The sequence below is a fragment of the Pseudomonas sp. BT-42-2 genome (genome assembly GCF_025847435.2).
GTDB classification, from domain to species: domain Bacteria; phylum Pseudomonadota; class Gammaproteobacteria; order Pseudomonadales; family Pseudomonadaceae; genus Aquipseudomonas; species Aquipseudomonas urmiensis.
The window spans coordinates 232,021-248,466 of sequence record NZ_JAOYTM010000010.1 but is presented as its reverse complement, the minus strand read 5'-3'; the positions used below and the strand labels follow the sequence as shown (position 1 = coordinate 248,466).

Sequence of the window (16,446 nt, the reverse complement as noted above, 5' to 3'; positions counted from 1 at the left end):
CCTCAACCCCGCCCTTGGCGGGGCTTTTTTTTGCCCAGGCCAGAGCGGCTTTAGCCGTCAACCCACCCCAGCAACCTTCAGACTTCACTCAGCCTGCCGACAACCTGTTCACAGCATCCCTTATGGCCGCTTGCCAGCCTCCGGGACATGATGCAACCTTGCCAGATGCGCGACCGACCAGGCCTGCGCCACCCTCTTCAAGCGAGTCTTCGATGAAAAGCCAACCCGATGCCGCCAGCCGTGTGGCGGCCGAGGTCGTCACGCAGCTCCCCGTGCCCTCGCGGCTCGGCATGCTGCGTTTCGAAAGGCTCAACGAAGCCAATTGGGCCATGCTGTACCTCGATCCCGCCTGCGACCGTCAGTTCGGCCTGCCCGCCGCCGACCTCTGCGCCTTGATCGGCTCGCCCTATGCCAGCCTGATGGAGCCAGAAGCCCGCTACCGGTTGCACGACGAGATCCAGCTGCAGTTGACCCGGCGCGGCCACTACCGGGTGCGCTACACCCTGCACGCCAGCCCCGAGCCACTGCGCCTGCTTGAAGTCGGCGAAGCCTACAAGCAGCATGGCCGGCAACTGCTGCGCGGCTACCTGACTGTGCTCGACGATGCTGCAGAAGACGCTCCGGACCTCGCCGCCAGCGACTTGGAAACGCGTAACAACCGCCTGCAAATCGCCCTGCAACTGAACCAGCGCGCCCAGCAGGAGCAGCTCGAACACCTGGAGCGGGTACGCGCCCAGCAGGACCTGATCCTGCGCCTGGCACGCCAGCGCTACAGCGCCGACAACTCATTGCTCGAAGCTGCCGAGCTGATTACCCAGAGCGCCTGCGAAATCTACAAGGTCGACTGCGCCAGCATCTGGTACCTCGATGACCAGCGCCTGGAGCCGATCAGCGCCTGGTATCACCTTGAGCAGCAGCACCGACTGCCCGAGCCCATCGACGCCAGTCGCTTCCCCGACTACCTCGACGCCCTGCACGCCAGCCGCGCCATCGACGCACACAATGCCAGCCACGACCCGCGCACCCGCGACATGGCCGAGACCCTCTACCCCAGCGCCAACAACGCCATGCTCGATGCCAGCATCCGCGTCGATGGCCAGGTAGTCGGCGTGTTGTGCCTGGAGCAAACCGGCACGCCGCGGGCCTGGCAGTCCGATGAGATCGCCTTTGCCGGCGAGTTGGCCGACCAGTTCGCCCAGGTCATCACCAACCACAACCGGCGCACCGCCGCCAGCGCCCTGCACCTGTTCCAGCGAGCGGTGGAACAGAGCGCCAGCGCGTTCTTGCTGGTCAACCGTGACGGCGTGGTGGAGTACGTCAACCCAAGCTTCACCGCCATTACCCAATACAGCACCGATGAGGTCCAAGGCTACCGCCTGTCGGAATTGCCCGCCCTGGAGAACCTGAGTGAACTGTTGTTCGACTCGCCTTCGAGCCTGGCCATGGGCAACAGTTGGCAGGGCGAGTTCAAAAGCCGGCGCAAGAACCTCGAGCCCTACTGGGGCCAGCTGTCGATTTCCAAGGTGTATGGCGACAACCGCGAGTTGACCCACTACATCGGCATCTACGAAGACATCACCCAGAGCAAGCTGGCCCAGCAGCGCATCGAGCGCCTGGCCTATACCGACAACCTGACCAACCTGGGCAACCGCCCGGCGTTCATCCGCAACCTCGATGAACGTTTCGCGCGCGACCAAGAGACCTCGATCTGCCTGCTGCTGGTCGATATCGACAACTTCAAGCGGATCAACGACAGCCTCGGCCACCAGACCGGTGACAAGCTGCTGGTCAGCCTCGCCCGGCGCCTGCGCAATAGCCTGCACGCTGGCGGCATCCTGGCGCGTTTCGCCAGTAACGAATTCGCCGTGCTGCTCGATGATATCGGCCTGGAAGACGGCCAGGCGGTGGCGCAGCAGCTGTTGCGTACCCTCGACAAACCGATGTTCGTCGACAATCAGCTGATCAACGTCACCGCCTCGGTAGGTCTGGCCTGCGCGCCGCTGCATGGCAGCGACCCGCAAACGCTGATGAAGAATGCCGGGCTTGCCCTGCACAAGGCCAAGGCCAACGGCAAACACCAGGTGCAGGTGTTCACCGAGGTGCTCAACGCCGAGGCCAGTTACAAGCTGTTCGTCGAAAACAACCTGCGGCGCGCCCTCACCCAGAATGAGCTGGAAGTGTTCTACCAGCCTAAGCTGTGCCTGCGCAGCGGGCGTTTGCTGGGCCTGGAGGCGCTGCTGCGCTGGAACCACCCAGAGCGCGGCATGATCCGCCCCGACCAGTTCATTAGCGTGGCTGAGGAAACCGGCTTGATCATTCCGATCGGCAAGTGGGTGGTGCGCCAGTCCTGCCGGATGAGCCAGCAACTGCGCGACGCGGGCATGGGCAACCTGCATGTGGCGATCAACCTCTCGCCCAAGCAGTTTTCCGACCCCGAGCTGGTCAGCTCGATTGGCACCATCATCAAGGAAGAGGCCCTGCCGCCGCACCTGCTGGAGCTGGAGCTGACCGAAGGCCTGCTGCTGGAAGCCACCGAGGACACCCACCGCCAGCTCGACGAGCTCAAGGCGCTGGGCCTGACCCTGGCGATGGACGACTTCGGCACCGGTTACTCGTCGCTGAGTTACCTGAAGAAGTTTCCCATCGACATCATCAAGATCGACCGCAGCTTCATCAACGAGATTCCCGACAACCAGGACGACATGGAGATCACCTCAGCAGTGGTGGCCATGGCCCACAACCTCAAGTTGAAGGTGGTTGCCGAGGGCATCGAGACCGCCGCACAGCTGGCGTTCCTGCGTCGCCACCGCTGCGACGTCGGTCAGGGCTACCTGTTCGACCGGCCAATTCCGGGGCGTGAGCTGGTCGACAAACTCAAGCGCTATCCGCGCGGACCGATGGCCTGACAGCGGCCTCTGACTCGGGCACTATTAGCGACAGCGTCGGCCTTTTCGCGGGCAAGCCCGCTCCCACAGGTACCGCGCCGCCATCAAACCTGGCTCTGTACCTGTGGGAGCGGGCTTGCCCGCGAAAAGGCCACCCCCATTCCCGACTTGGAAAACAGAGGAACAGCCATGGTCCTGCGTTCGGAAATCCTGGTGAACAAAAACGTCCTGCCCACCGCGGAACAGGCCCTGCCTGGCCGCGACACGCCGATGACCCTGCCAGAGAAGCACTTCGTCTTCGAAGATACGCCCCTGCTGGGCCCGTTCTTCGACGATGTCGACTTCGCCATCTTTGGCCTGGGCTGCTTCTGGGGCGCCGAGCGCCGCTTCTGGCAGCGTGAAGGTGTGGTCAGCACCGTGGTCGGTTATGCCGGTGGCTTCACCCCGCACCCGACTTACGAAGAAGTCTGCTCGGGCCTGACCGGCCACACCGAAGTGGTGCTGGTGGTGTTCGACAAGGCCAAGGTCAGCTACGGCGAACTGCTGGCGATGTTCTGGGAGCTGCACAACCCCACCCAAGGTATGCGCCAGGGCAACGACATCGGCACCCAGTACCGCTCGGCGATCTTCTGCACCAGCCCCGAGCAGCTGGAGCAGGCCCAGGCCAGCAAAGCGGCCTACCAGGCCGAGCTGGACAAGGCCGGTTTCGGCCCGATCACCACCGAGATCGCCCAGGCGCCTACGGTGTACTTCGCCGAGGCCTATCACCAGCAGTACCTGGCCAAGAACCCCGATGGCTACTGCGGCATCGGCGGTACCGGTGTGTGCCTGCCCCCTAGCCTGCAAGGCAACTGAGGGCAAGCCATGGCGACGATGACCCTGTTCCACTCACCGCTGTCGCCGTTCGTACGCAAGGTGATGGTGGTGCTGCATGAAACCGGGCAGTTGGATCGGGTGCAACTGCAAGCGGTCAATGTCAGCCCGGTGGCCGGCGACGAGCAGCTCAACCAAGGCAACCCGATCGGCAAGATCCCGGCATTGCGCCTGGAAGATGGCAGCGTGCTGCATGACAGCCGGGTGATCTGCGAGTACCTCGACACGCAGCATGTGGGCATTCCATTGATCCTCCGTGAAGGCTCGGCGCGCTGGCGGCGGCTGACCCTGGCCTCGCAGGCTGATGCGATCATGGATGCGGCTGTTTCGCTGCGTTACGAGACGTTCCTGCGCCCGCCTGAGAAACGCTGGGACGGCTGGGTCGAAGCGCAATCGCAGAAGATCCGCCGGAGCCTGGCGAACCTTGAGCGCGAGCATCTGCCTGAGCTGGTGTCAGGCTTCGATATCGTTGCCATTGGCGTGGCTTGTGCGCTGGGTTATCTGGACCTGCGCCAGCCCGACTTTGGCTGGCGCGAGCAGCAACCGGGGTTGGCTGCCTGGTATGCCGAGGTGGCTTTGCGCCCTTCGATGGTCGCCACCACGCCTGTTGCCTGACTGACGCTATCGCGGGGCAAGCCCGCTCCCACGCGCTGTCTCAGAGCATGTGGAAGCGGGCTTGGCTCATCGGGCTGTCACTGCGAACAACAGCCCAATCTTCCCGGCCAACCAGCGCCCAACTTCGCGATCCTCCCTCATGCCGACCTCCCCACCCGCGACCAGTCCAGCCGGCGGGTCAGCACCATGAACACACCCAGCAAGCCAAAGCACAGCAACGAGCCCATCAGCAGCGCATAGTCCTCAGCGCTAAGCAGCCCAAACAACATCGCATACAGCACCGCCAGCCCGGCCGCAAAGCCGACCCCACGCCACAGGCTGTGCAGCACATGGCTCAGGTAAAAACCGATCAGCAACACACACGCCGAAGCAGACAAGCCATACGCCGGGCCAAAGCCAAGATGCTCGGACAGCGACAACAGCAGCAGGTAGAAAAACGCCAACGCCACCCCGACCAACACGTACTGCACTGGGTGCACGCTGAGATTCTTCAGCACTTCAAACAGGAAGAAGCCGGCAAAAGTCAGGGCAATGAACAACAGTGCGTATTTGATCGCCCGCTCGCTCTTGAGGTACTGGTCAACCGGGTCGACAAAGCTCACGCCGAAGGTCCGCTCCTTGTAGTCCGCGCACTGGGCAACCGTGGCGCACTGGAGCAGGGCATCTTCCAGGTTGGTGGCGAAGAACGAGGTCTGCCAGTGCGCCTTGAAGCCCTCGGCGTTGATCTCGCGGCGGCTCGGCAGGTAGCTGCCGACGAAGCTTGGGTGCGGCCAGTTGGCGTGCATGTCGACACTGCTGGTACGGCCAATCGGCAGCACATGCAGTTGGCCAGTGCCCTGCAGGGCGAGGTCGAAGGCGTAGCTGAACTCGCGAGCGCTCTGCCCATCCAGCCCAGGCAGGGCGACGTGTACCCCGCCGCGCATCCAGTCCAGCCCTGTACCGGCCTCGAACGGCAGGCGCTGGTCATCCAGGGTCAGCTCCAGGTTGCTCTCGATGCCGCGGATATCGCTGATGCCAACAGCCAGGAAGGGTTTGTCGAAGCGGTAATCTTCATAGTCTTTGTCGATGCCCCAACGCTCTGGCAGCTTGAAGTGCCCGGAGATCTGGCTTTTGGCGTGAAACAATCGCGCCTGATAAATGCCCCGCAAGCGCAGCTCGGTGTCGATGCCAATCTCGGCGTCGAAGGTTTCCGGCAAGAAGTACAGGTGACCGTTGACGGTGGTGGTCTCCTGCACGCTGTGGCCGTCCTTGTCGATCCAGCGCCGCTCGTACTTGCGGTAAGGCACCACCAGCAAGGGGCCAGATATCTGCTGCTCGAAGCTGGAGCTCTGGGCGATATCTGCCAGCACGCTGTCACGCAGGGTCTGCCGCTCTTCGATCAGGCCGCCGATCATCAGCAGCGGGATCAACAGCAGCAACATCAGCAAGGCGATCATGCCGAGCTTGAAACTCAGGGTTTTGTTCATGGGCAAGGGCTCCGTTTGCGATGGGCGCAGTGTGTGCTGCGTCCGTGGAGCCCTTAGGGAGGGTGTGTGGAGAGTCTGTGAAGATTGTGTGGTAGCGCGGCGCTAGGCGATACGCCGCGCCGGCAGCCACAACCTGACCCGCACGCCACCTTCGACGTTATCCACTGCCAATGCCCCGCCATGCAGCTGCATCACCTCAGCCACGAAGTTGAGCCCCAAACCGGTGCTCTTGCGCCCGCTGCCCGGCCGCGGCAGGGAGTAGAAGCGTTCACTGACCCGGCCAATGGCATAGTGCGGAATGGCCTCGCCCTGGTTGAACAGGCTCAACGCTATTCGCTCCCCGGCCTGTTCCAGCTCGAACAACAGCGCGCCGCCCTGGGGGGTGAAATCCAGCGCATTCTCCAGCAGATTGGCCAGCGCCTGACGCATCAGGAATGGGTCACAGCGTAGCCGTACCCCCACCGGCACGCGCTGACGCACTTGCAAGCCTGCGCTTTCAATCCGCGCTGCATGTGCCAGCAGCAGTTCATCGACCATCGGCGCCAAGGCCACGTCCTGCTCATCTTCCAAGGCCTGCATCTGCTCGACCTGGGCAAGGTTGAGCAAGCGCTCGATCATCTGCTGCAAGCGCCCGCTTTCGCGTTCGATGTTGCTGGCAAAGCGCACGCGCTGCTCAGCCGGCATCTCGCCCTGGAGCAGCTCAGAGGCGCCGCGTATCGCTGCCAGCGGGCTTTTCAGCTCATGGGTCAGGGTATGCACATAACGCTCGACATAGGCCTTGCCCGCCAGCTCTGTGCGCATCCGCTCAACCGCTGTCGCCAACTGCCCCAGCTCTCCGCCTTTGTAATGCGGCAGCGCCGCGCGCTGGCCCTCGCTGACCGCCTGGGCATAGTGGGTCAGGCGCCGCAACGAGCGCGCCAGCCACCACGACAGCAGCGCGCCGACCAGCAGGCCCAGGCCAATCAAGCCTAAACCCAGGTTGAGCAAGCGCCGCTCGGCGCGATCGATATACGGCTGCAACGAGCTGTTGGGCTTGGCCACGGTGACCACGCCAATGATCTTGCCCGCGTCCATGATCGGCGCCGCCACATGCATCACCGAGGTGCTTTCGTCGTCTGGGTCGCTGCGCGTGGAGCGCGCGCCGTACTGGCCCTGCAAGGTCAGGTAGACGTCGTTCCAGCGCGAATAGTCCTTGCCCAGGTCGTTACCGGAAGAGTCGAGCAGCACCGTACCTTTGGCATCAGTGACGTAGATGCGGTGGCTGACCTGATTTTTCGCCAGCCCCCAGATCTCGGCGCCTGGGCGGCGCTGGCCATAGGATTCGAGCAATTGCGGCAGGCGGCTTTGCGCAAGCGTGCCAGCCTTGACGTCATCGCGCAGGATCTCGGCCAGCAGGTTGGCCGTGTCGACCAGGGTTTCCTCGGAGGACTGGCGCACCACCGGGCGGATCTGTTCGCGCACGGTATTGAGCAGGAAATAACCCGACAGCCCCACGAACAGGAAATACACCAGGAAGATCCGGATCCCCAAGCGCATCAGGCGTGATCCGGGCTGTAGCTGTAACCCAGACCACGGTGGGTCTGGATCGGTTCGGCATCGGCGGCGACCAGGCGCAGCTTGGCGCGCAGGCTCTTGATATGGCTGTCGATGGTGCGCTCGTAGCCGGAGTCGCCAGCCACACCCAGGGCATCGAGCAGTTGCTCGCGGCTGAACACCCGCTGCGGTTGTTCGAGCAGGCATTGCAGCAGGCGAAATTCGTGGCGCGTCAGCGCCAGCGTCTCGCCGCGGTAGACGATCTGCATGCGCAGGGTGTCGAGCTGAAACGCGGTAGCGGCACTGGCCGCTTCAGCACGCGGCGCCATGCGTTTGAGGATGGCCCGCACCCGCGCGGCCACTTCGCGTGGGCTGAACGGCTTGACCACGTAATCGTCGGCGCCGATTTCCAGGCCCAGCACCCGATCGATCTCGGCATCGCGGGCGCTGAGGAACATTACCGGGACTTCACTGAAGCGGCGCAACTGGCGGCAGGTTTCAAAGCCGCTGATGTCGGGCAGGCCAATGTCGAGAATGACCAGATCCGCCGGTTGCAGGCGCTGGCGCTCGACCGCAGCACTCCCGAGGCTGACCCAGTGGGTGCTGTGGCCATCGGCTTGCAGGGCGTAGATCAGGGTGTCGGCGATGGCGGATTCGTCTTCGACGATGAGGATGTGGGGCATGGCGTCCGGCCTTGCTGGGGCAATGCAGGACTTTTAGGGGATTGGGGGGAATGTAGCAAGTGCGGGATTGATTTGGGGTCTGTAGCGGCCTCTTCGCGGGCAAGCCCGCTCCTACAGGCGCAGCGCTGTACCTGTGGGAGCGGGCTTGCCCGCGAAGAGGCCAGTGCAGACGACATCAATCAGCAGTCAGGCTTGCCTGCGGTGAACCTGCGCGCCGGGTTCACCGCAGCCTTGAACTCACGCAATGCCTTGGCGCCGATCAGCAGCGGGTAGTTGAAGCTGCTACGGTCGGTCAGGTTGACCTCGACCGTGCGTTTCACATCGCCAAGGCACAGCTCCAGGTCGACCACCGGCCGGCGCGCCGCCTCAGCCGTTTCGCCCTCTTCATCGTCTTCATCGGCGCGGGTCTTGATCTTGCTGATCCGCGCGATCTTGTGTTCATAGACCTTGCCGTCGGCATCTTTGGTGGCCAGGCGAAAACGCACCCAGTCCTCGCCATCACGGGTGAAGCGCTCGATATCCTTGGCCGACAGCGACGCGGTCAACGCGCCGGTATCCATCTTGGCCTTGAGCGTTTCGCCGCCAATTTCCGGCAAGGTGATGTACTCGTAGCGACCATACAGCGTCGGCTCGGCCGCCATGACCGGCAGGGCGAGCAGCGATAACAGGGCAAGCAATGGTTTCACAGGCTAGCTTCCTTGAGACGAGACAGTGCTTAGACTGCACAAGCGCGAGAGGTTCGTCGCCAAAGCTTATCCAACATAATGTGAAACATTTGTCCCATCCGTTGGGCATTGGACATTTGGCGTAGGACTTTGCCGCACTTATCATTGCCAACCGCTTAATTACCCACAACAAGAGTCTTTTTATGCGTCGCCTGCTGACCGGCATCCTCACCACCTTCCTGCTGCTGCTCAATACGCTGGTGATGATCTGCCCGCTGATGGTCTTTGCCCTGCTCAAACTGGTCCTGCCAGGCCGGGGCCGTGACTATGCCTCTGCGGCGGTGATGTGGATCGCCGAATCCTGGTCGGAAATCGACAAGCTCATCTTCGCCCTGTGCATCCCCACCCAGTGGGATATCCGCGGCGTCGACAAACTGCGCCAGGACACCTCCTACCTGTGCGTGAGCAACCACCAGACCTGGGTCGATATCCCCGCTTTGATCGAGAGCCTCAATCGCCGGGTGCCGTTCTTCAAGTTCTTCCTCAAGAAGGAGCTGATCTGGGTGCCGCTGCTGGGCTTGGCCTGGTGGGGGCTGGATTACCCGTTCATGAAGCGTTATAGCAAGGCGTTTTTGGAGAAACATCCAGAGCTCAAGGGCAAGGACCTGGAAATCACCAAGGCCGCCTGCGAGCTGTTCAAGCGCCAGCCGGTGACCGTGGTCAATTACCTGGAAGGCACCCGCTTCAGCGAGGCCAAGCGTCTCGAACAGCAGTCCCCGTACAAGTACCTGCTCAAGCCCAAGGCCGGTGGTGTGGCATTCGTTTTGGCGGCGTTGGGTGAGCAGCTCGATGCGTTGTTGGATGTCACCATCGTTTATCCAGGCGATCAAGCGCCGGGGTTCTGGGATTTGCTCAATGGCAGCATTAGTCGGGTGATTATCGACATTCGCGTGCGTGAGTTGGACCCGGGGTTGAGTGAAGGGGATTACGAGAATGATCCGGCGTTCCGCCAGTCTGTTCAGGCTTGGGTGAATCAGCTGTGGGTCGAGAAGGATCAGCGGATCGAGCAGTTGCGCGCTGAGATGCGCTGAGATTTCGGTGGCTGGTCCGGCCTCTTCGCGGGCAAGCCCGCTCCCACAGGGTTGGGCAGCGCTGCAAAAACCTGGGAGCGGGCTTGCCCGCGAAGAGGCCGGCACATTCAGCAGCGAAGGTCGATTAAAACCCACGCTTATAATTGAGATAAGGAACTCTTTGTTTGTCATCATCCATCTAGATGGATAAAAATCGATCAACAAACAACTACAAAAACGCCGGGATCGATTGATGGCAAACCAACCTTGCTCTGCTGCCGAGGCAGCCCCCGCTCAACTGCGCCGCGTCCTGGGCCTACCCGCGCTGGTGTTTTTCGGCCTGGTGTACATGGTCCCGCTGACCATCTTCACCACCTATGGCATCGTCACCGAAATCACCGGTGGCCGTACGGCCGGCGCCTACCTGGTAACTCTGCTGGCGATGTTGTTCACCGCCACCTCCTACAGCTTCATGGTCAAGCGCTATCCGGTCGCAGGCTCGGCGTACTCCTACACCAACATGGCCTTTGGGCCCAATGTCGGCTTTCTTGCCGGCTGGTCGCTGCTGCTCGATTACCTGTTCATTCCGATGATCAATTACTTGTTGATCGGGCTGTTCCTGAATATCGCCTTCCCGGCCATTCCCGCATGGACCATCGTCCTGGCGTCGATCGCCCTGGTGACGGTGCTGAATGTGATCGGTATCCACTCGGTAGCCAAGGCCAGCAACCTGATCGTTGGCGCACAGATCGTGTTCATCGGGGTGTTTGTCGCCTTGTCGTGGCAGACTTTGGGCAACGGCCAGTCGGTCGACTTCCTCTCGCCACTGCTTGGCGATGGTTCGGCACCCGGATTTGGCCACCTGATGGCCGGCGCTGCGGTGCTGTGCCTGTCGTTCCTGGGCTTCGACGCGGTGTCGACCCTGGCCGAAGAGAGCCGCGACGCACGCCGCGACGTACCACGGGCGATCATCCTCACCACGCTCGGCGCCGGCCTGTTGTTCACCCTGCTGGCCTACATCAGCCAGCTGGTGCTGCCCGGCAGCACCTTCCTCAACGCCGATGCGGCGGCCAATGAAGTGATGCTCAAGGCCGGTGGGCAGTTCCTGGCCAACTTCTTCACGGCCGCCTACGTGGCCGGCAGCCTGGGTTCGGCGCTGGCCTCCCAAGCGGCCGTGTCGCGGATTCTCTACACCATGGGTCGCGACCGGATGCTGCCCCAGCGTAGCTTCGGTCGGCTGTCGCCACGCTTCGGCACCCCGGTGTTCGCCACCCTGGTGGTCTCGGCGTTCTCGCTGCTGGCACTGGTGATCAACCTGGGCACCCTCGCCTCGCTGATCAGCTTTGGCGCACTGGTCGCGTTCTCAGCGGTCAACCTTGCTGTGGTGCGCACCCATTTGCTGATGGATAGCAGCCAACGCAATTTGCTTGGGCTGCTGCGCTATGGCGTGGTACCGCTGGTCGGCCTGGGCCTGACCTTGTGGCTGTGGACCAGTCTCTCGGCGCTGACTCTGGTGATCGGCCTGAGCTGGTTTGCCCTGGGCCTGGCCTACCTGGGCGTGCTCACGGCCGGCTTCCGCCGCCCGGTGCGCCTGGTGGACTTCTCCGAAGCCGGTTGAGTCTGCGATTCCTCTGAGCGGGCTGGCCCCGCGATGGCGTCGGATCAGGCGATGATGTTGAACCTGCTGACGCCATCGCGGGCAAGCCCGCTGCTACAGGGGCCGGTGTAATCCAATGGGTTACACCGATGGGGTGACGGGCGCAGCCGGAGCGCCCCACAGGCTGCCCAGATTCTGCAGCAATGACCCTGCCAAACCCTGTTGACCCAGGTACTGCAGGATCAGCGGAGCGAATTGGCCGATCATTCCGGTATCCATGCCCAGCGCCTTGAAGGCGCTGTCCAGATCGTTGCGATCCTCGACGTTGTTGCCCAGGGCGTTGCTCAGGGCAGACGACTTCTCGCTGTTGTTGCCCAGCAACTCACCCAGGCCGCTCAGGCCACCCAGCGCATTGGCGCCCGCCAGCAGGTCGAGGCCCGGTACCGCCTTGGTCAACTGACCGTAGTCATCGGTGCTCAGGTTGTTGCGCGCCAGCCCAAGCATGGCCCCTGCCCCGCCGACCGCTTGTTCGGGGGTGATGTTCAGCTGGCTGCCCAAGGTATTGAGCAGATTGGCCGATTCGGCTGGCGCCTGCACTTTGCCCTGCTGGTTTTGAGTGTGCACGGACGACACGGCGTTGGCGGCATCGCTGAGGTTGAAGGCGAACACCGGGCTTGCGGCCAGGGTCATCAGGGTTGCCAGGGTGAGAGCTTTCATCGCAATGGACCTCGTCGGCCGGGATGGCCGGGGAAACGAGGCATTCGACTGGGAGGCTGCAGGTTTGTTCCGGCCAACCGTCGGCGGCGTTAGTAGCGTCAGCATGTAGGTGGGGGCCGTGGAGCGATCAGGTGGAGCGCTCCACGCTCACCTAGCATTTCTGCCAGTTGTGCCAGGGCCCTAACCTGCTGAGACTGGACCTGTTCAGAGCATCGCTTGCAGCACGAGAGAACAGAGCAATGTGCCCGACCAATCAGGTTCACTACTTCTATCAAGGCGATCAACTCTATCTGGAGTTGGGCGCTGAGCAGTCGCGAACCTTGCTTCGCACCGTGCATGGCCCCTTGGCTCAAGTCCAACAACTGAATGGCCAAGCCAGCGTTGGCCTGCTTTCAACCGACAGGCAAGGTTCGGTACTGAGCTTACAAAACGGTCGACAACGCTTTAAGTTTGTATATTCCGCATTCGGCAGCACACCTATAAAGGTGTTGTCTCTGCTGGGCTTTAATCAACAGCAGCAAGATTACACAACCGGTTGCTACCTGCTTGGCAACGGGTATCGCGTCTACAACCCATTCATAATGCGGTTCAACTCACCCGATAACTTCAGCCCTTTCGGGGAAGGCGGGATCAATGCGTACGCTTACTGTGGCGGGGACCCGGTGAACTGGGTGGATCCTTCCGGGCACACACGCAGGGGCCAATGGCCAAGATCAAAAACCCCAACACTAGGAACGATAGTGGAAGGCAGTCCGGGCTACAAAGCATCTAACGGGAAATCTATCCCCTTAGAAAAAGCAAAACAATATCTTGCCACAACGCCCGTCGAGGCATATCCAAATCACTTACAAACCTCATTCGAAAAAATAGAAAAGCTAAAAACAATAGCTGACATACACACAACAACCGTTAGCAATACCCTCTTCGCAATAAACAACCACAATACAATTGACTCACCCTTAGCATTAATCGGCATCGAACAGCTACAGGCCTATACTAACGAGACGCAAACACTACTGGACAAAGTAAATAACGAAATATTCATGGAGAGGGTACGCTTTACAAATATGTTGAAAAAACTAACAGTCAGCGACTGGGACTCAATACTGGCTACTGCAAAAAAATACGCTACGGCAACTTCAAGCCATAGCCTTGCTTCTAAACTCAGATATTGAATTGCGACGAAACGCTTTTGGCATATATAGGCAATTCACCCAATGCCCCTTTCAGGGCATTGGGTGATTGGATTATGCCGCGCTGAAGATCTTGTGCGGATCGATGACAAACTTCTTCGGCACACCGGCATCGAACTCGCCGTAGCCTTCCGGCGCTTGATCCAGGCTGATCACCTGCACGCCGACCACTTCGGCGATATTGATCCGGTCCCACATGATCGCCTGCATCAAGGCGCGGTTGTACTTCATCACTGGAGTCTGGCCAGTGTGGAAGCTGTGCGACTTGGCCCAGCCCAGGCCGAAGCGAATGCTCAGCGCGCCGATCTTGGCGGCGGCATCCGAGGCGCCCGGGTCCTCGGTGACATACAGGCCCGGGATGCCGATCTTGCCGGCGACGCGAGTGACTTGCATCAGCGAGTTGAGCACAGTGGCCGGGGCCTCGTGCTTGGCGCCTTCATGGCCATGGCCACGGGCTTCGAAGCCTACCGCGTCAACGGCGCAATCCACTTCCGGCTCGCCGAGGATATCGACGATCTGCTCGTGCAGCGGGGTGTCCTTGGACAGGTCGACCACTTCGAAGCCCTGCGCCTTGGCATGGGCCAGACGGGCCGGGTTGAGGTCACCGACAATGACTACCGCCGCGCCAAGCAGGCGCGCCGACGCAGCTGCAGCCAGGCCGACCGGGCCGGCACCGGCGACATAGACGGTGCTGCCTGGGCCGACGCCCGCGGTTACAGCGCCGTGGTAGCCGGTTGGCAGGATGTCGGAGAGGCAGGTCAGGTCACGGATCTTTTCCATGGCCTTGTCGCGGTTAGGCAGTTTCAGCAGGTTGAAGTCGGCGTACGGCACCAGAACGTATTCGGCTTGGCCACCGGTCCAGTCGCCCATGTCGACGTAGCCGTAGGCGCCACCGGCGCGGGCTGGGTTGACGGTCAGGCAGACACCGGTGTGCATCTCTTTGCATGAGCGGCAGCGGCCGCAGGCAACGTTGAACGGCACCGAGACCAGGTCGCCGATTTGCAGGTTCTCGACGTCACGGCCTTTCTCGATGACTTCGCCGGTGATCTCGTGGCCCAGCACCAGGCCGACCTGGGCGGTGGTACGCCCCCGCACCATGTGTTGGTCGGAGCCGCAGATGTTGGTGGACACGACCTTGAGGATCACCCCGTGCTCGATCTTCTTGCCGCGTGGGTCCTGCATTTTGGGGTAGTCGATATTGCGCACCTCGACCTTGCCGGCGCCGAGATATACCACTCCACGATTACCAGACATGCTCTTACCTCGCTTGAATTGTACTTATGCAGCGTTGGTTGAAGCGCCGCCTTCCATGGGCGGCATGTGTTACTGGAATGCTGGGAATTGTGGGCCTGATGGGGTGGTGAGCAGTGACTGAAAACGACAGGGGGATGCCTTTTTACGGCAGCAGGAATGAGTTGGGCCATTCGCGGGCAAGCCCGCTCCCACAGGGATAGCGCCGCTTTCAAGATCGGCGTTGCACCTGTGGCAGCGGGCTTGCCCGCGAAGAGGCCGGAACAGACTGTCAGAGCACCACAGTCCTGTTGGCGTTCAAGAACACCCGGCGCTCGATGTGATAACCCACTGCACGCGCCAAGGTCAGGCACTCGATATCGCGCCCCTTGGCAATCAGGTCCTCAGGATAGTGGCTGTGATCGACCACCTCGACACCCTGGGCAATGATCGGCCCTTCATCGAGGTCGTTGTTGATGTAGTGCGCGGTGGCACCGACCATCTTCACACCCTTGTTGTACGCCTGATGATAAGGCTTGGCGCCTTTGAACCCTGGCAGCAACGAGTGGTGAATGTTGATCGCCCAGCCATCCAGCCGGCGGCACAGCTCAGGCGACAGCACCTGCATGTAGCGGGCAAGAATCACCAGCTCGGCGCCACTGTCCTCGATCACCTGCAGCACTTTGCGCTCTTGCGCCGGCTTGTCCTTGGGGTCGAGGGCGAAGTGGTAATAGGGGATCTTGTGCCAATGGGCCAAGGGTTCCAGGTCTGGGTGGTTGGAGATCACCGCGACCACGTCCATGCCCAGCTGACCGATGCGCTGTCGATACAGCAGGTCGTTCAGGCAATGGTCGGCCTTGGACACCATGATCACCACCTTGGGGCGGTGATTGGGGGCGGTCAGCTCGAAGGCCATGCCGAACTTTTCGCTGCGTTCGGCAAGACCGGCCCTGAAGCCGACTTCGTCGAAGTCGTCCGGCTGGCGGAACTCGACGCGAATGAAGAAGCGCCCCGACAGCCGGTCATCGAAAGAGTGGTGCTCGGTGACATAGCAGCGCTGCTCGTAGAGAAAACGCGTAACCACATCGACAGTGCCGAGCATGCTCGGGCAGTCGGCGGTGAGAATCCAAGTATCCGGTGCCCGACTCATGCTGCTCTCCTTAGGCTTCGATGCTCAGGCCGTATTCGGCCGAAGCGTCCTGCAGCCACAGCCACCAGTAATCGGCAAAGCTGCGGCGAATCACCAGCTCCCAGGTGTCTTCGGCGGTACGGCGGATCACCAGTTGCGACTTGGCGAACACCGTGCCCACGGCCTTGCCGACCGGGAAGTTGTTGGGATGCACATCATAGCTGGTGGATTTCATCAGCACGTCGCGCACGTTCGGCCCGCGCAGCTCCAGCAGGCTTTGCCCACCGCTGACGTTGACCACCTGGATGTGCTGGCCTTCAAGGGCCTCGCGCAGTTTCTGCTCGACGGCCAACTCCTGGCCGCCCGGCACGATCAGCAGCCACTCATCGGGGCCGACCCACTGCAGCGAGCTGTCAGCGTTGGCGACCACGGTCAGTGCCACCGGCAGTTCCAGGCCTAGGGCCTTGTGCACGCCTGCGGCGAATTCCGGGTCGTGCCCATCGCCGCGCAGGGTCAGGTGTCCAAGGAATTTCTTCTCCCGCAGGGTCACACCTGCGTTCTTGCGGCCTTTGCCGACCAGGCTGGCCAGGTCTGCGTGGTGCAGCGGTGACTGGGCCTTGGCCTCAGCGCCGGGGTTTTGCTGGAAGACGTTGATAGCGCTCATTTGTTACCTGCCTTGAATTCTTGTGATCAGGCTCCGTGGGAGCGGGCTTGCCTCGCGATGGCGGCGCTGGGGCCGCCATCGCTATCGCGGGGCAAAGCCCGCTCCCACGAGAGTCCAGCATCGAGA

The 16,446-nt window shown here is 61.7% G+C and carries 14 protein-coding genes; 6 read left to right on the top strand and 8 right to left on the bottom strand.

The annotated features are described in order from the left end of the window. Positions 1-212 precede the first annotated feature (212 nt). The 3 genes from OIU19_RS12840 to OIU19_RS12830 all read left to right on the top strand — a co-directional run bounded on the left by OIU19_RS12840 (position 213) and on the right by OIU19_RS12830 (position 4,373). Positions 213-2,906 (top strand): bifunctional diguanylate cyclase/phosphodiesterase, encoded by a 2,694-nt coding sequence (locus tag OIU19_RS12840; RefSeq protein WP_264235305.1) that lies wholly within the window; start codon positions 213-215, stop codon positions 2,904-2,906. Positions 2,907-3,074: 168 nt separating this feature from the next. After that, positions 3,075-3,740, top strand: a complete 666-nt coding sequence (gene msrA, locus OIU19_RS12835; protein ID WP_264235304.1) for a peptide-methionine (S)-S-oxide reductase MsrA — start codon at positions 3,075-3,077, stop codon at positions 3,738-3,740. A 9-nt stretch (positions 3,741-3,749) separates the two neighbouring features. Continuing rightward, a complete protein-coding gene (locus OIU19_RS12830; protein ID WP_264235303.1) occupies positions 3,750-4,373 on the top strand; it encodes a glutathione S-transferase in 624 nt (207 codons plus the stop codon). 137 nt (positions 4,374-4,510) lie between these two features. On the opposite strand, the gene creD is transcribed toward OIU19_RS12830, so the two are convergent. The 4 genes from creD to OIU19_RS12810 form a co-directional block, all read right to left on the bottom strand. Further along, positions 4,511-5,839 (bottom strand): cell envelope integrity protein CreD, encoded by a 1,329-nt coding sequence (creD, locus tag OIU19_RS12825; protein ID WP_264235302.1) that lies wholly within the window; start codon positions 5,837-5,839, stop codon positions 4,511-4,513. 102 nt (positions 5,840-5,941) lie between these two features. After that, on the bottom strand, positions 5,942-7,375 hold the full coding sequence (creC, locus tag OIU19_RS12820; protein WP_264235301.1) for a two-component system sensor histidine kinase CreC: 1,434 nt from the start codon (positions 7,373-7,375) through the stop codon (positions 5,942-5,944). Continuing rightward, positions 7,375-8,055 (bottom strand): two-component system response regulator CreB, encoded by a 681-nt coding sequence (creB, locus tag OIU19_RS12815; RefSeq protein ID WP_264235300.1) that lies wholly within the window; start codon positions 8,053-8,055, stop codon positions 7,375-7,377. Before creB ends, creC begins: the two co-directional genes overlap by 1 nt. 179 nt (positions 8,056-8,234) lie before the next feature. Continuing rightward, positions 8,235-8,741, bottom strand: coding sequence for an ATP-dependent zinc protease (locus tag OIU19_RS12810; RefSeq protein ID WP_186552749.1), 507 nt, complete (start codon positions 8,739-8,741; stop codon positions 8,235-8,237). 182 nt (positions 8,742-8,923) lie between these two features. On the opposite strand from OIU19_RS12810, the gene OIU19_RS12805 reads away from it, so the two are divergent. Next, positions 8,924-9,811 (top strand): acyltransferase, encoded by an 888-nt coding sequence (locus OIU19_RS12805; protein WP_264235299.1) that lies wholly within the window; start codon positions 8,924-8,926, stop codon positions 9,809-9,811. Between the two features lie 232 nt (positions 9,812-10,043). Then, on the top strand, positions 10,044-11,408 hold the full coding sequence (locus tag OIU19_RS12800; RefSeq protein WP_264235298.1) for an APC family permease: 1,365 nt from the start codon (positions 10,044-10,046) through the stop codon (positions 11,406-11,408). A gap of 120 nt (positions 11,409-11,528) precedes the next feature. Here OIU19_RS12800 and OIU19_RS12795 read toward each other — a convergent pair whose 3' ends face one another. Beyond that, the gene (locus OIU19_RS12795) at positions 11,529-12,104 is read right to left on the bottom strand and encodes a DUF2780 domain-containing protein (protein WP_186552752.1); all 576 of its coding nucleotides are present in this window, start codon (positions 12,102-12,104) and stop codon (positions 11,529-11,531) included. 239 nt (positions 12,105-12,343) lie between these two features. Here OIU19_RS12795 and OIU19_RS12790 point away from each other — a divergent pair, with 239 nt between their 5' ends. Further along, a complete protein-coding gene (locus OIU19_RS12790) occupies positions 12,344-13,279 on the top strand; it encodes an RHS repeat-associated core domain-containing protein (protein ID WP_264235297.1) in 936 nt (311 codons plus the stop codon). Positions 13,280-13,351: 72 nt separating this feature from the next. Here OIU19_RS12790 and fdhA read toward each other — a convergent pair whose 3' ends face one another. The 3 genes from fdhA to OIU19_RS12775 all read right to left on the bottom strand — a co-directional run bounded on the left by fdhA (position 13,352) and on the right by OIU19_RS12775 (position 16,320). Then, entirely contained in the window at positions 13,352-14,551 is a 1,200-nt protein-coding gene (gene fdhA, locus OIU19_RS12785) for a formaldehyde dehydrogenase, glutathione-independent (RefSeq protein WP_186552753.1), read from the bottom strand. A 268-nt stretch (positions 14,552-14,819) separates the two neighbouring features. Then, positions 14,820-15,677 (bottom strand): formyltetrahydrofolate deformylase, encoded by an 858-nt coding sequence (purU, locus tag OIU19_RS12780; protein WP_264235296.1) that lies wholly within the window; start codon positions 15,675-15,677, stop codon positions 14,820-14,822. Positions 15,678-15,687: 10 nt separating this feature from the next. Further along, positions 15,688-16,320 (bottom strand): sarcosine oxidase subunit gamma, encoded by a 633-nt coding sequence (locus OIU19_RS12775; protein WP_264235295.1) that lies wholly within the window; start codon positions 16,318-16,320, stop codon positions 15,688-15,690. Positions 16,321-16,446: the final 126 nt, after the last annotated feature.